14 protein-coding genes are annotated in these 12,784 nt (G+C 68.5%); 6 read left to right on the forward strand and 8 right to left on the reverse strand.

Annotation, left to right across the window (positions count from 1 at the left end; genetic code table 11):
- Positions 1-4: 4 nt before the first annotated feature.
- The gene (locus tag E3O67_RS07770) at positions 5-940 is read right to left on the reverse strand and encodes a DnaJ domain-containing protein (protein WP_134429767.1); all 936 of its coding nucleotides are present in this window, start codon (positions 938-940) and stop codon (positions 5-7) included.
- A gap of 145 nt (positions 941-1,085) precedes the next feature.
- Here E3O67_RS07770 and E3O67_RS07775 point away from each other — a divergent pair, with 145 nt between their 5' ends.
- Entirely contained in the window at positions 1,086-1,733 is a 648-nt protein-coding gene (locus E3O67_RS07775) for a DUF1345 domain-containing protein (protein ID WP_135102402.1), read from the forward strand.
- Positions 1,734-1,742: 9 nt separating this feature from the next.
- Here the strand turns inward: E3O67_RS07775 and E3O67_RS07780 are convergent, their stop codons facing one another.
- The 3 genes from E3O67_RS07780 to E3O67_RS07785 all read right to left on the reverse strand — a co-directional run bounded on the left by E3O67_RS07780 (position 1,743) and on the right by E3O67_RS07785 (position 3,566).
- A complete protein-coding gene (locus tag E3O67_RS07780; protein ID WP_135102403.1) occupies positions 1,743-2,588 on the reverse strand; it encodes an SMP-30/gluconolactonase/LRE family protein in 846 nt (281 codons plus the stop codon).
- A gap of 30 nt (positions 2,589-2,618) precedes the next feature.
- On the reverse strand, positions 2,619-2,783 hold the full coding sequence (locus tag E3O67_RS16910; RefSeq protein WP_166786969.1) for a hypothetical protein: 165 nt from the start codon (positions 2,781-2,783) through the stop codon (positions 2,619-2,621).
- A gap of 69 nt (positions 2,784-2,852) precedes the next feature.
- Positions 2,853-3,566, reverse strand: coding sequence for an SOS response-associated peptidase (locus E3O67_RS07785; protein ID WP_135102404.1), 714 nt, complete (start codon positions 3,564-3,566; stop codon positions 2,853-2,855).
- Between the two features lie 129 nt (positions 3,567-3,695).
- Here E3O67_RS07785 and E3O67_RS07790 point away from each other — a divergent pair, with 129 nt between their 5' ends.
- The gene (locus E3O67_RS07790; protein WP_134429844.1) at positions 3,696-4,532 is read left to right on the forward strand and encodes a DUF3097 domain-containing protein; all 837 of its coding nucleotides are present in this window, start codon (positions 3,696-3,698) and stop codon (positions 4,530-4,532) included.
- 247 nt (positions 4,533-4,779) lie between these two features.
- On the forward strand, positions 4,780-4,983 hold the full coding sequence (locus E3O67_RS07795; protein ID WP_035840308.1) for a cold-shock protein: 204 nt from the start codon (positions 4,780-4,782) through the stop codon (positions 4,981-4,983).
- A 103-nt stretch (positions 4,984-5,086) separates the two neighbouring features.
- Here the strand turns inward: E3O67_RS07795 and E3O67_RS07800 are convergent, their stop codons facing one another.
- The gene (locus E3O67_RS07800; protein ID WP_134429760.1) at positions 5,087-5,566 is read right to left on the reverse strand and encodes an Lrp/AsnC family transcriptional regulator; all 480 of its coding nucleotides are present in this window, start codon (positions 5,564-5,566) and stop codon (positions 5,087-5,089) included.
- 118 nt (positions 5,567-5,684) lie between these two features.
- Here E3O67_RS07800 and E3O67_RS07805 point away from each other — a divergent pair, with 118 nt between their 5' ends.
- Complete coding sequence (locus E3O67_RS07805) at positions 5,685-6,962, forward strand: PLP-dependent aspartate aminotransferase family protein (protein WP_134429843.1); 1,278 nt, start codon at positions 5,685-5,687, stop codon at positions 6,960-6,962.
- Between the two features lie 67 nt (positions 6,963-7,029).
- Here the strand turns inward: E3O67_RS07805 and E3O67_RS07810 are convergent, their stop codons facing one another.
- The gene (locus E3O67_RS07810) at positions 7,030-8,844 is read right to left on the reverse strand and encodes a DEAD/DEAH box helicase (protein ID WP_135102405.1); all 1,815 of its coding nucleotides are present in this window, start codon (positions 8,842-8,844) and stop codon (positions 7,030-7,032) included.
- Between the two features lie 55 nt (positions 8,845-8,899).
- Here E3O67_RS07810 and E3O67_RS07815 point away from each other — a divergent pair, with 55 nt between their 5' ends.
- Complete coding sequence (locus tag E3O67_RS07815) at positions 8,900-9,688, forward strand: SGNH/GDSL hydrolase family protein (RefSeq protein ID WP_135102406.1); 789 nt, start codon at positions 8,900-8,902, stop codon at positions 9,686-9,688.
- 27 nt (positions 9,689-9,715) lie between these two features.
- Here the strand turns inward: E3O67_RS07815 and E3O67_RS07820 are convergent, their stop codons facing one another.
- Together E3O67_RS07820 and E3O67_RS07825 are read right to left on the reverse strand one after the other, a co-directional pair.
- A complete protein-coding gene (locus tag E3O67_RS07820; RefSeq protein WP_134429754.1) occupies positions 9,716-10,948 on the reverse strand; it encodes a D-alanyl-D-alanine carboxypeptidase family protein in 1,233 nt (410 codons plus the stop codon).
- A 26-nt stretch (positions 10,949-10,974) separates the two neighbouring features.
- Positions 10,975-11,778, reverse strand: a complete 804-nt coding sequence (locus tag E3O67_RS07825) for an RNA methyltransferase (protein ID WP_134429841.1) — start codon at positions 11,776-11,778, stop codon at positions 10,975-10,977.
- Positions 11,779-11,880: 102 nt separating this feature from the next.
- Between E3O67_RS07825 and E3O67_RS07830 the strand changes: the two genes are divergently transcribed.
- Positions 11,881-12,741 carry a Sir2 family NAD-dependent protein deacetylase gene (locus tag E3O67_RS07830; protein WP_134429752.1) on the forward strand — a complete coding sequence of 287 codons (861 nt, stop codon included), beginning with the start codon at positions 11,881-11,883 and terminating at the stop codon, positions 12,739-12,741.
- The last annotated feature ends 43 nt before the right edge of the window (positions 12,742-12,784 follow it).

Raw genomic sequence — 12,784 nt, forward strand, 5'->3', positions numbered from 1 at the left:
GGGGCTAGTCCGAAATGAAGCGGATTCCGTCCTGCAGGCGGCTCCGCAGCTCGAACACCTTCTCAAAACTGCCGCGGTCGATTCCGGGCAGCCCACTGCGCAGCACTCCGATCAACCGGGACCGAGGCAGCGTGATCACGGTCGGGCGCCGGCCGCGGCCGGGGACCGTCAGCAGATCCGTCAGGGCCTCGTCGGGCAGCACGATCAACACGGCAGTGAACCGAACCCGAAGTGACTTCGCCAGAGCCCGAACGGCACCCTCGACGTCTTCGATCGGGCGGTCATCCGAACCGAGCGCATCACCGACGAGCTCCCCGCGGCGCAGTTGCACCGGCCCACCCCAGTCCTCGGACAGGACCGCGAAGAGACCGGCCGGACCGAGAACCACGTGATCGACCTTGCCTCCGTGCGCGCCGGCCGCCACGTCATGCCAGGCCGTGAAGCCGATCCCGAGGGCGGAGACGAGCTGCGCGGTCGATTCCTCGGCCAGGGCCTTCGCCAGCCAGTGCCGGATCTCCCGTGGCGCCGAACGGATGAGCGCGGGGGCAAACGGGTCCTCGATGGAGGTTCCCCGCCCGGCCCACTCCCGGAGCAGATCGAGGTAGCGCTGGCGTGCCTCACCGCCCGGATGGCCGTACATGCGCGCCCGTGGCCCCGCCTGCGCGGCCTGTCCTCGGCCGGCCCCGGAGGCATAGGCAGGGCGTTCGGGCTCGGGGTCCGAGTCCGGATACCGCCGGCGGTCGTAGTCGGCGCGATCGGCCGGGGTTCCCACCCGTTCCCACGCGATCTGCACGGTGTGGAAGGCGGCGGCGTCTCCGCCGACATCCGGATGCGTGTGGCGCAGCAGGCGACGGTAGGCGCGACGAAGTTCCTCGTCACTCGTCGACGGGCTGACGCCGAGCACCTCGTAGGGCGACGCCGCGGCCGGGCTATCTGACATCCAGCGGTCTCTTTCAGCGTTAGTGCGGCCGGCGGTGGAGCAGCCGGCCAATCGTTACAACACCCTACCGACCCTGGCTGGCATCTCGCCGGACACGCTTCGTGCCTCGGACCGGCGGCACCTGAATTCATGGCACGATCGGCATATGACCACGCGCAGCCGACGGCTCCACCGTTCGAGTACCCGACTCCTCGGCATGCTGACTGCGGGTGTCCTTGCCGCAGCCCTGGTCGGCACGGCCGCGAACTGGACACTGGCGCCTGTCGCAGGCTGGGCGGCGGCGTGCGTGACGTATGTCACCTGGGTATGGCTCATCATCGGCCCCATGAATGTGGAGAACACGGCCAGCCATGCCACTCAGGAAGATCCGTCCCGAGGCGCGGCCGACATCCTGATTCTTCTGAGCAGCCTGGGCAGCCTCGGCGCCCTGGTCTTCCTCCTGGTGGAGACCCCTGCCACGTCCGGCACCGAACGGGGGATCATGGCCGCGGCCGCGGTGCTCAGCGTCGGGCTCTCCTGGATTCTGGTGCACACACTGTTCACGCTCCGCTATGCCTCGTTGTATTACGCCGGTCCTGACGGAGGGGTCGATTTCAATCAGGCCTCGCCTCCCCGCTACGGTGATTTCGCCTATCTGGCCTTCACCATCGGGATGACGTTCCAAGTGTCCGACACCAGCCTGCAGTCGCACGCGATCCGGATGACGGCGCTGCGCCACAGCCTGCTCTCGTACCTGTTCGGTTCGTTCATCTTGGCGACCCTGATCAACCTGGTAGCCGGTCTGCTTCGGTGATGTGTCGTTTCAGCCGGCAAACTCCCGCACCGGGCGACCGGCGACGCCGACCTCGGCCATGAACAGCGACCCGGCCAGCGGGTCCTGATCGGGGCCCCGATTCTCCCGCGAGGTGGTGATGAAAAGCTGCTTCAGCTCCGGACCGCCGAAGGTGCACGCGGTCACGTTGGTGGCGCCGACCTCGACGATCGCATCGAGTCGGCCGTCGGGCATGTAGCGGCGCACGGCGCTCCCGCCGTAGAGGGCTACCCACACGCAACCCTGGCTGTCCACCGTCAGCCCGTCGGGGTAGCCCGCCTCGGCCGGAATCTCGACGAAGGGTCGCAGGCCGGTCAGGCCGAACTCCCGGCTGTAGTCGAGCACGGCGATGCGGCCGGTCGGCGTGTCGTTGAAGTAGGCCAGGGAGCCGTCCGGGCTCCATTCCAGCCCGTTCGAGATGGTGAGGTTCTCGAGGACCGTCGTCACGGTGCCGTCCGGATCCAGCCGGTAAAGGCTTCCCGCCCCCGGAGCCTGGTCGTAGGCCATGGAACCGCAGTAGAAGCGGCCGTCCGGGTCACAGCCACCTTCGTTCATCCTCAGTCCGGGGTCGTCCCAGAGCGCGCTCAGCTCGATGATGTTGCCCGTGGAGTCCTCGAGTGCGAATCCGTGTTCGAGTGCGATGACGGCGCCGCCGGCGCTCCGGGGCCGAAGCGCCGCGGCGAGCGTGCCGACGTGGCGCCGGCTCACGGTGTCCCCGTGCAGGGAGAGTATGTCGCCAGTGAACATGTCCACCCAGCGCAGCCCACCCCACTGCTGGGACCAGACGGGGCCCTCGGCGTGGAAGGCCACGGGATCTGTCCTCTGGCTGGCACGCACGGTGCGCCCTCCGGAGCCGGTGTGTGCGTGCTAGTCGCGAAGGATCTGCACCGGAATGGCCACGGCGAGGGAGACGCAGAGGATGCCGCCGAGGAAGATCGGCAGCTGATACGCCGTCACCTCGAACGCGAACCCGAACAGCCAGAGACCGAAGACGAAGATGGCCATTGCGACGGTGAAGGCGACGGCGTTCATGGTGCGATCCTTTCGAGCGGTGCCCGCACTGGTCGCCGGGCCGATGAAACGAGCGTACCCGGTCGAACGTCAGACCGACGACGGCGCCCCGACCGGTTCGATGAGTTCCGGGCCGTTACCCCGCACCGGGGCGACCTCGTGGAATCGCAGGCTCTCGTCCGCCTCCCGGGAGGCGGCCACCGCGGCGTCGATCAGCGACTGGTCCCCCCTGGTGTGAGGGTCGAGCCACTGGTCCCACCATTCCTCGGCCAGGATCACGGGCATCCGATCGTGGAGGTCGGCCACCGCGCCCTCGGCGTCCTGGGTCAGAATCGTCGCCGACAACACCCACCGCGCCGGGTCGTCATCAGCCAGGGCCGGGTTGCGCCACCAGGCATAGAGTCCGGCGAAGGCCAGCGGCAGGCCGTCGTCGGAATAGATGAAGTACGGGGTCTTCATGCCGCCGACCGTGCGCCACTCGTAGTATCCGGTGGCCGGCACAAGCGCGCGCCGTGAGACGACCGAGCTCTTGAAGGTGGGCTTCTCCGCCGCCGTTTCGGCGCGTGCGTTGAATGTGGGGAAAGATGCCTGCAGCTCCGTCGCGAAGGAGGGGACCAGGGACCAGCGCGCGGCCTCGAGCCGGCGCACGACCGGCCCGGCCTTAGCGGACTCGAGCACGATCGGGATCTGTTCGGTGGGTTTGATGTTCCAGGACGGCTCGGGCAGGTTCACGCCCTCGTGCTCGACGTCGAACATCGCGGCGAGATCGGACGCCGTATCCGTGATGATGAATCGACCGCACATGGGGACAGGCTACTACCGGCCGCCGACACCACCGGTCTGGGAGCGGCGCCCGAACCGGGCATCCGCTAGCGTCGATTCCGGCGTCGGCGAGGCGCAGGAGCGAGGAAACCGATAATGAACGAACGGAACATGCAGGATCGGTACAGCGCGGACGTGCTCTCCCCCGGCTGGCGCGACGCCGGCCGGACGGTGATTCCGACCCGGGAGGCCACGCCGGACCTGGTCGTCGAAGAGGTCGCGACCGGTTTCTGTGGCGCCGTGGTGCGAATCGAGAAGAAGATCGTCACCCTGGAGGACCGCCACGGCAAACTGCGCCTGTTCCCGCTCGGCGGCGGATTCCTGATCGACGGCGAACCGGTGGTGCTCGTCGTCCCGGCCCGGGCTGCGTCGCAGGGCCGCGCCCGTACCGCGTCGGGATCGATGGCGGTGCGGGATGCCCCGGCTCGGGTGGCCCGTGCCAGCCGCATCTTCGTCGAGGGCCGGCACGACGCCGAACTCGTCGAAAAGGTCTGGGGAGCCGACCTGCGGATCGAGGGGGTCGTCGTCGAATTCATCGAGGGCGTCGACAACCTCGAGGAGCTCCTCAAGGAATTCCGCCCGGGACCGACCCGCCGGGTCGGGGTGCTGGTCGATCATCTGGTGCGCGGATCGAAGGAGAGCCGGATCGCGGAAGCCGTGGCGCGCGGTCCGCACGGCCGGAATGTGCTCGTGGTCGGGCATCCGTACATCGACGTGTGGCAGTCCGTGAAGCCGAACCGCCTCGGACTCACCGAGTGGCCTGCGATTGCGCGAAGCGTCGAATGGAAGCACGGGATCTGTGAGGCCCTCGGCTGGCCCCATGAGGACCAGGCCGACATCGCCCGGGCCTGGCAGCGGATCCTGGGCCGGGTGCGCACCTTCGCCGACCTGGAGCCGCAGTTGCTGGGCCGGGTGGAGCAACTGATCGACTTTGTCACGACCGAGTAGTGCAGGTGCACCCGGATTGGATCATCACCTGCAATATACGTAACACTTTGGAACCGAATTGCCGCCGAATCCGGACGCACCACGGCGATGTGGGCTAGGGTTATCTCAGTAGTTGTAGTGCTTGCACGTCTTAAAACGCGGAGACTCCGGTCACCGCGGCGTATTCCTTTCGGAAGCGGACGACGAATACCGCGACGAACGGCCTCGAAAGTCGGGGCCTTTCTAACACTCCTGGAGGAGTTTCATAATGGCAACAGGTACCGTGAAATGGTTCAACGCTGAAAAGGGCTTCGGCTTCATCGCTCCCGACGACGGAAGCGCCGACGTGTTCGCGCACTACTCCGCGATCGCTTCGAACGGCTACAAGTCGCTCGACGAGAACCAGAAGGTCGAGTTCGAGGTAACCCAGGGCCCGAAGGGTCCTCAGGCCGAGAACATCCGCGCCCTCTAAATTGCGCAACTGCTCAACCAGCGAGGCGGCTTTCCGAGCCGCGTAGCTCACGAGCTTCGACAGCGCCCCTGCTTCGGCAGGGGCACTGTCTGCGTTAAGCGAACTATTTGACCAGGTCCTGCCAGCCGTCACCGTCGACGTACTCGAAGATGAGGTTGGTCTCGGTGTGTGCCACCGCCGGATGCTCCGCCAGGTGCTGCAGGACGAAATCGCGCAGGTCCGACGCGTCGGCCGCGGCCACGTGCAGCAGGTAATCGTCGGCGCCGGCGGTGTGGAACAGGCCGATCACCCCGGGCCAGTGCGGCGCCGCCGCCCGGAACTCGTCGATCTGCACGCGAGCGTGCTTGACCAGGCGAACCGAGATCAGCGCCTGCAGGGACGCGCCCAGCGCGGCGAGGTCGATGTTCGCACGATAGCCGCGAATGTGTCCCAGCTGCTGCAGGCGGCGCAGCCGCAGAGACACGGTCGACTCGGCGACGCCGATCTCCGCGGCCAGCGCCGCTCCGGAGGCGCGGGCGTTGACGGACAGTGCTCGCAGGAGCGCCCGGTCGACCCGGTCGATTTCGGTTTTCTTCGGTTCCATTGCCACACTCTTTCTTCCGTGAGCAGTTTATGCGAAAGCAACCGCTGATTCGGAAGGGTCTGCACCATGGATTGCGTCGCGCCACAGAATCTGCTTTTGTCTGTGCATGACGCCACCGATGCCACTGCTGCCACCGCTGCCACAGCACGAACCGATTCAGCGGGCGCCTGCCCTACACCCTGATACCGTCGCCGTCCACGGCGGGATGGCCGGGGTGACCGCTTCCGGGTCGCACGTGCCCGTGATCGACCTCTCCACGACGAATCCGCTGGCCGGTGTCGAATGCGGTGGCGACTCCTACGAGAACCTGGCCACCGGAGGAACGATCCGTGACGGTGACTCCGCGGTGTACCAGCGGCTCTGGCAGCCCGGGGTCGCCCGCTTCGAAACGGCGCTCTCCGCGCTGGAGGGCACCGGGGGAACCGTCGCCTTCGCGAGCGGAATGGCCGCACTGGCGGCCGTGCTGATCGCATCCGTCGCCGCCGGCACGCCCCACGTGGTGGCGCTTCGGCCGATCTACGGCGGAACCGACCATGTGCTCGCCACCGGGCTGCTCGGCACGAGCGTGACCTGGGTCGACGCCGACGGGGTCGCCGACGCGATCCGGCCGAACACGGGGCTGGTCATCCTGGAGTCCCCCGCCAACCCGACTCTGGCACTGACCGACATCCGGGCCGTGGTCGCGGCGGCCGGCGGCGTACCGGTTCTGGTCGACAACACGTTCGCCACCCCTGTGCTGCAGCGCCCGGTCGAATCGGGCGCCACCCTCGTGCTGCACAGTGCGACCAAGTTCCTGGGCGGCCACGGGGACGTGATGGGCGGTACGGTCTCTGGCACCGAGCAATGGATGGTCCGCCTGCGGCAGGTTCGGGCCCTGACCGGGGGGATCCTGCATCCGTTCGCGGCGTATCTGCTGCATCGGGGGCTACGCACCCTGCCGGTACGGGTGCGCGCCCAGCAGGCCACGGCCGGCATGGTCGCGGAGGGCCTTGTAGGCCATCCCGCCCTGACCCGGGTGCTGTACCCGGGGCTGCCCGGGCAGGACCCGCAGCGGCTCCTGGGCCGCCAGGCGAGCGGGGCCGGTTCGATCATCGCCCTCGAGCTCGCGGGCGGCTTCGAGACGGCCGTGCGGTTCACGGAGGCCTGCGCGCTGATCACGCATGCCGTCTCCCTCGGCGGCGTCGACTCGCTCGTGCAGCATCCGGCATCGCTGACCCACCGCCCGGTCGAGGCCGGCGCCCGGCCCGGCGCCGGGATCGTGCGGCTCTCGATCGGCCTCGAGCACGTCGACGACCTGCTCGCCGACATCCTCACGGCCCTGGACGTGGCCATGGACGTCGGGTCGAACGCGGCAATGGACGGCGCGGCCGGCGAGCCCCGGCAGGCCGTCGCCTGAGTGCCCGTTCCGATCGAGAGTGGCCGTTGCGCGGGTCACTCTCGACCGGAACGGGCACTCTCGCCGGTCAGCTGCGGCCGAGCCGGCGGCGGAGCAGGTCGATCCGGTTCTGCAGCTGCGTGACGCTGGCCTGCGCCACCGCGGGGCCGCCGCACTCCCGCCGCAGTTCGGCATGCACCATGCCGTGGGGCTCACCGGCGAGCTTCGACCACATTCCCACCAGGCTCGCCAGCAGGGTTCGTTGCTCCTTGAGGGTGCGATACAGCGGCGGCGGTTCCACCGGAGCGACCTCGCCCGTGCTCGGGTCCTTGCGACGGTCGGTGGAGCGTTTGGCCTGCCGGTGCTGGCGCTGCCGCAGCAGTTCGGAGACCTGCTCCGGCTCGAGCAGCCCGGGGATGCCGATGAAGTCGAATTCCTCGTCGGTGCCCGGTTCCGCCAGTTCGCCGAACTCGTCGCCGTTGAACATCACCATGTCGAAGGTGGCCTGGGAGTCGATGGCCTGCCAGGTGAACTCCTCGCCGAGGTCGTCGGAGGCCTTCTCCGACTTGTTGGCGTCGGCGACCATGGCGTCTTCGGGGTTGTACATGCCGTCGTCGCCGTCATCGCGGTTGCTCCGGTCGAGGGCGTGGTCGCGTTCCAGTTCGAGCGCGTTCGCCAGGCTGAGCAGGCTGGGCACATTGGGCAGGAAGATCGACGCCGTCTCGCCGCGGCGGCGGGCCCGCACGAACCGGCCGATGGCCTGCGCGAAGAAGAGCGGCGTGGAGGCGCTGGTCGCGTAGACACCCACGGCGAGGCGCGGCACGTCGACTCCCTCCGAGACCATCCGCACCGCGACCATCCAACGCGAGGTGTTGTGCGCGAATTCGTCGATCCGGTCGCTCGACTCCTTCTCGTCGGAGAGCACGACGGTCACCGACTCCCCCGAGATCTCCTGCAGGATGGCCGCGTAGGCCCGCGCCATGGTCTGGTCGGTGGCGATGACGAGGCCACCGGCATCCGGGATGCCGTGGCGCACCTGGGTGAGACGCGAGTCGGCCGCGCGAAGAACCGCGGGGATCCACTGCCCGGTGGGTTCCAGGGCGGTGCGCCACGCCTGGGAGGTGATGTCCTTGGTGTTCCCCTCGCCGAGTTTGGCCTCCATCTCGTCGCCGGCGCGGGTGCGCCACTTCATGTGGCCGGCGTAGACCATGAACATCACCGGGCGCACGACACCGTCTTCGAGTGCGCGGCCATAACCGTAGCTGTAGTCGCTCTGGGACAGACGGATGCCGTGCTCGTCCGGCAGGTAACTCACGAACGGGATCGGTGAGGTGTCCGAACGGAACGGGGTGCCGGTGAGCGAGAGGCGGCGGGTGGCCGGCTCGAAGGCCTCCCGGATCGCGTCGCCCCAGCTCAGCGCGTCCCCGCCGTGGTGCACCTCGTCCAGGATCACCAGGGTGCGGCTGGACTGGGTGAGTTGCCGGTGCAGGGCCGCCCGGCTGGCCACCTGGGCGTAGGTGACGGCGATGCCGTGGTAGTGGTTGCCATAGCGGCCGTTGGCGTTCTTGAAGTTCGGGTCCAGCCGGATGCCCGCCCGAGCAGCGGCATCCGCCCACTGGCGCTTGAGGTGCTCGGTGGGTGCGACAACCGTGATGCTGTCGATCAACCGGCGGGCCTTCAGCTCGGCGGCGAGCCGCAGGGCGAACGTGGTCTTGCCGGCGCCCGGGGTTGCAGCGGCGAGGAAATCCCGCGGCTGGTGCACGAAGTACGCTTCCAGCGCCTCGGCCTGCCACGCCCGCAGCTTGCCGGCAGTACCCCACGCGGCACGCTCCGGAAACGAGGGTGAAAGGTGCTCGGCTGCACTCGTCCCCTGGGCAGGACCGAAAGGGGGTGGAGTATTCACTTCATAAGAACTTACCCGTTGAACGGACGGCTGTGGTGCGGGGGAGAATGGAGTAATGACGACGCCGATGCATCCGTGGTCCCGCTATGTCGCCCTCGGCGACTCCTTCACCGAGGGTCTGGGTGATCCGGAGCCGACGAGCCCGGGTGGGAACCGGGGCTGGTCGGACCGGTTCGCCGAGGTGCTCAGCCAGGGCACGCCGGACTTCGCCTACGCGAACCTCGCCGTGCGCGGCAAGCTGATCCACCAGATCAGCGAAGGGCAAGTGGACACGGCGCTCGCGCTGCATCCGGACCTGATCACCTTCTCCGGGGGCGGAAACGACGTGCTCCGACCGGGTTCCGACCCCGACCTGATCGCCGCCCAGGTCGAGAAGGAGATCAGCCGGCTCAGCCGCGACAACGCCACCATCGTCCTGTTCACGGGCGCCGATGTGGGCTTCTCCCCCATGTTCCGTGGGATCCGAGGCAAGATCGCCATCTACAACGAGAACCTGCGCGCGGTCGCGACGAAATACGACTGTGTCGTCGCCGACCTCTGGTCGCTGACCGAGATCCAGGATGCCCGTATGTGGTCTCAGGACCGGCTGCACCTGAACGCGCTCGGCCACCACACCGTCGCCCGGATGGTGCTGTCCGTGCTCAAAGTTCCCAATGCACTCGAACCGCAGAAACCCGAACCCGCGCCGGGTCGCACCTTCCGGGAGGCTCGCACGGAGGACATGCAGTGGGCGCGGGAGTACCTGCTGCCCTGGGCGCTGCGCCGCATCCGGCACCAGTCCTCCGGCGACAACATGCTGCCCAAGCGCCCCGACGCCGGGCCGTTCAGCCAGCCCCGGCGCTAGGGCCGGCCCGCCCGATCCGAGTTGCGTTTAGCCGGCGGCCAGCTCGCCCGGGTGTGTGAACCGCCAGGCGGGCCCCGGGTCGGTGAGCTCACCGTCGAGCACCAGCGGCACGCTCACCGTGCTCTCCCCCACCTGGAAGTCGATCGCGCCGGCCGAGTCGCCGACCTTCCCCAGGGTGACCGGTCGCGCCGAGGGAACGGCGGTGATCGGCGTGTCCGACCAGACCACGGCGGATGCCCCCTCTGCGGCGACCGCCCGGCTCGTCTGCCCCCACTGGGTACCGTAGGACGCGTAGGCGGTGCCCTTGTCGGCCAGGTTGACCTCGCGGAAGCCGGGCTCGACGCTGTCGAGCAGGTCCACGATCGACGCGTTCAGCGCACTGTGCGTGTCGCCGCCGAGCATGACGCCGACCACGGTGATGGTCTCGCCGCCGACCGAGAACTCGGCCGAGTACAGCAGACAGGCGCCGGCCTCATCCGTGGTTCCGGTCTTCATCCCGGTGACACCGTTGGAGCCGAGGAGTTTGTTGGTGTTGCTGACCGTGCCGATGATGGGCAGGTCGGAGGTCTCCATGGACACGATCTCGGCCAGGACGGGATCGGCCAGAACGAGTTTGCCGAGCCTTACCAGGTCGGCGGGGCTGCTCACGCTGGCCGGCGACAACCCGCTGGTGTCCGCCACCGTTGTGTCGGTCAGGCCGTTGTCGGTCAGCCAAGCTTCGGCCTCAGCCAGGTAGGCGTCCACGGAGCCGAACGCCCAGATGGCCAGGGAGATGCTGTAGTTGTTCGCGGAGGGCAGGAGCATGGCCTCGAAGGCCTCCCGCTGGCTGAGCACCATGCCGGCGGACACGGGCGCGACCGAACCGTCCTCGGCCAGTACGTCGTAGTAGATGTCGACGTCGTCGTCGGTGAATCGGATGTCCGGGCCGGGTTCCTTGCCGTTCAGGGGCTTCTCTTCGAGCAGCACGAGCGCGGTGACCATCTTCGTGATACTAGCGATCGGCATGGACCCCTGATCGCCGGTGGACCCGAGCAGTCCCGGGTAGCCGACGGCGCCGATGGAGCCCGCGCCGTCATCCGGCCAGACCAGCTCGGCGGCCGGCTGGGTGAGCGTCGCCGGTTCGATCAGCTCGACCGCCGCGGCCGGAACCGGCGCCAGCCCCGTGCCGGCCAGATAGCCGACACCACCGAGGGTGAGAGCCAGAGCCGCCACGACGGCGATCCGACGGCGGAGGAACGTTTGGCGTCGGGTCAGGGGCATCCGACGACTCTATCAAGCGCTCGTGTTCAGACGCGCAGAGCGTACAGCGCCACCGCGCTGGCCGAGGCCACGTTGAGCGAGTCGACTCCGTGCAGCATGGGGATCGTCACGACGGTATCGGCGGCAGCGAGAGCCTGGGTGCTGAGGCCGTCGCCCTCGGCGCCGAGGATCAGGGCCAGGCGTTCCGGCGTGTTCCCGGCGAACCGGTCGAGGCTGACGGCGTCGTCCGCCAGCGCGAGGGCCGCGAGGTGGAAACCGGCGTCGTGAAGCATCGGGGCGGCCTCGTTCCATTCCGGCAGCCGGGTCCACGGCACCTGCAGCACCGTGCCCATGCTCACCCGCACGCTGCGTCGGTACAGCGGGTCGGCGCAGCGGGGCGTGATCAACACGGCGTCTGCGCCGAGTCCGGCGACCGAACGGAAGATGGCGCCGACGTTGGTGTGGTCCACGATGTCCTCGAGGATCACGATGCGCCGCGCATCCTTGATCACCTCGTGCACCGAAGCCAGGTCCGGGCGGTGCATCGCCGCCAGCGCACCGCGGTGCAGGTTGTAGCCGGTGAGCCGTTCGAGCACGGATGCTGCGCCGACGTACACGGGCACGTCCGGCCAGTCCGCGAGCAGCGGCAGCACGTCGGGCAGCCACTGCTCCTGCAGCAGCACGGACCGCGGGCGGTGGCCGGCGGCGAGGGCCCGGGTGATGACCTTGCTGGACTCGGCGATGTACAGCCCGCCGGCGGGTTCGGAGACGCGGCGGAGCGCGACATCCGTCAGTCGCGAAAAGTCGGCGAGACCAGGCAGGTCAAGGTTTTCGATGGGAACGATCTGCACAGCGGGGGCGCCTTTCACGGAGATGATCCGTCCAGCCTGCCAGGAACGTCTCCAAGTCGAAAACTCGCGAGTTTAGACTCGGTGTACACAGGATGGAGCTGCATGACCACCGAAACGCTTCCGGTCGCCGTCGGCGGCGCCGCCGACGCGCTGGACGCCGTGGCCGAGCTACTCCGCGGCCGCCACACCGCGGTCTTGACCGGAGCCGGTCTGAGCACCGATTCGGGCATTCCCGACTACCGTGGGAAGGGTGCCCCCGTGCGCACCCCGATGAACTACCTGACCTTCGTCGGCGACGAGCGCGCCCGCAAACGCTACTGGGCCGGCAGCCACCTCGGCTGGCACCGGTTCCGCTCCGCGGAGCCCAACGACGGGCACCGCGCCCTGGCCCGGCTGGAGCACGCCGGTCTGATCAGCGGCGTCATCACGCAGAATGTGGACGGCCTGCACACCCGGGCCGGGTCACGGCACGTCGTGGACCTGCACGGGTCGCTGGACCTCGTCGTCTGCCTGGACTGCGGTCAGGCGTACGGCCGCGACAGCGTCGCCGCACGCCTCGAAGCGGCCAACCCGACCCTGATGACACCGGATGACGTGCGCACCGCCCCCGACGGCGATGCCGACGTGTCCGACGTCGACGGTTTCACGATCCCAGACTGCACGGTCTGCGGCGGCATGCTCAAGCCCAACGTCGTCTTCTTCGGTGAGCTGGTGCCGACGGTGAAGTTCACCGAGGCCACGGCGCTCGTCTCCGGTGCGGAGGCCCTGATCATCGCCGGATCGTCCCTGTTCGTGAACTCGGGTATCCGTCTGCTGGAACAGGCCCGGCGCCGCAAACTTCCGATCGTCGTCATCAACCGTGGCGAGACCAAGGGGGACGGCCGGGCTCTGATCAAACTGGAAGCCGGCACGTCGGAGTCCCTGACGGGGCTGGCCGACCGTCTCGCCGGGACACCGGCGTGAATCAGACCTTTTCGACCACCACCCCCGGCGACAACGGAAACGG

Source organism: Cryobacterium sp. TMT3-29-2, from assembly GCF_004564305.1.
Taxonomy (GTDB): Bacteria; Actinomycetota; Actinomycetes; order Actinomycetales; family Microbacteriaceae; genus Cryobacterium; species Cryobacterium sinapicolor.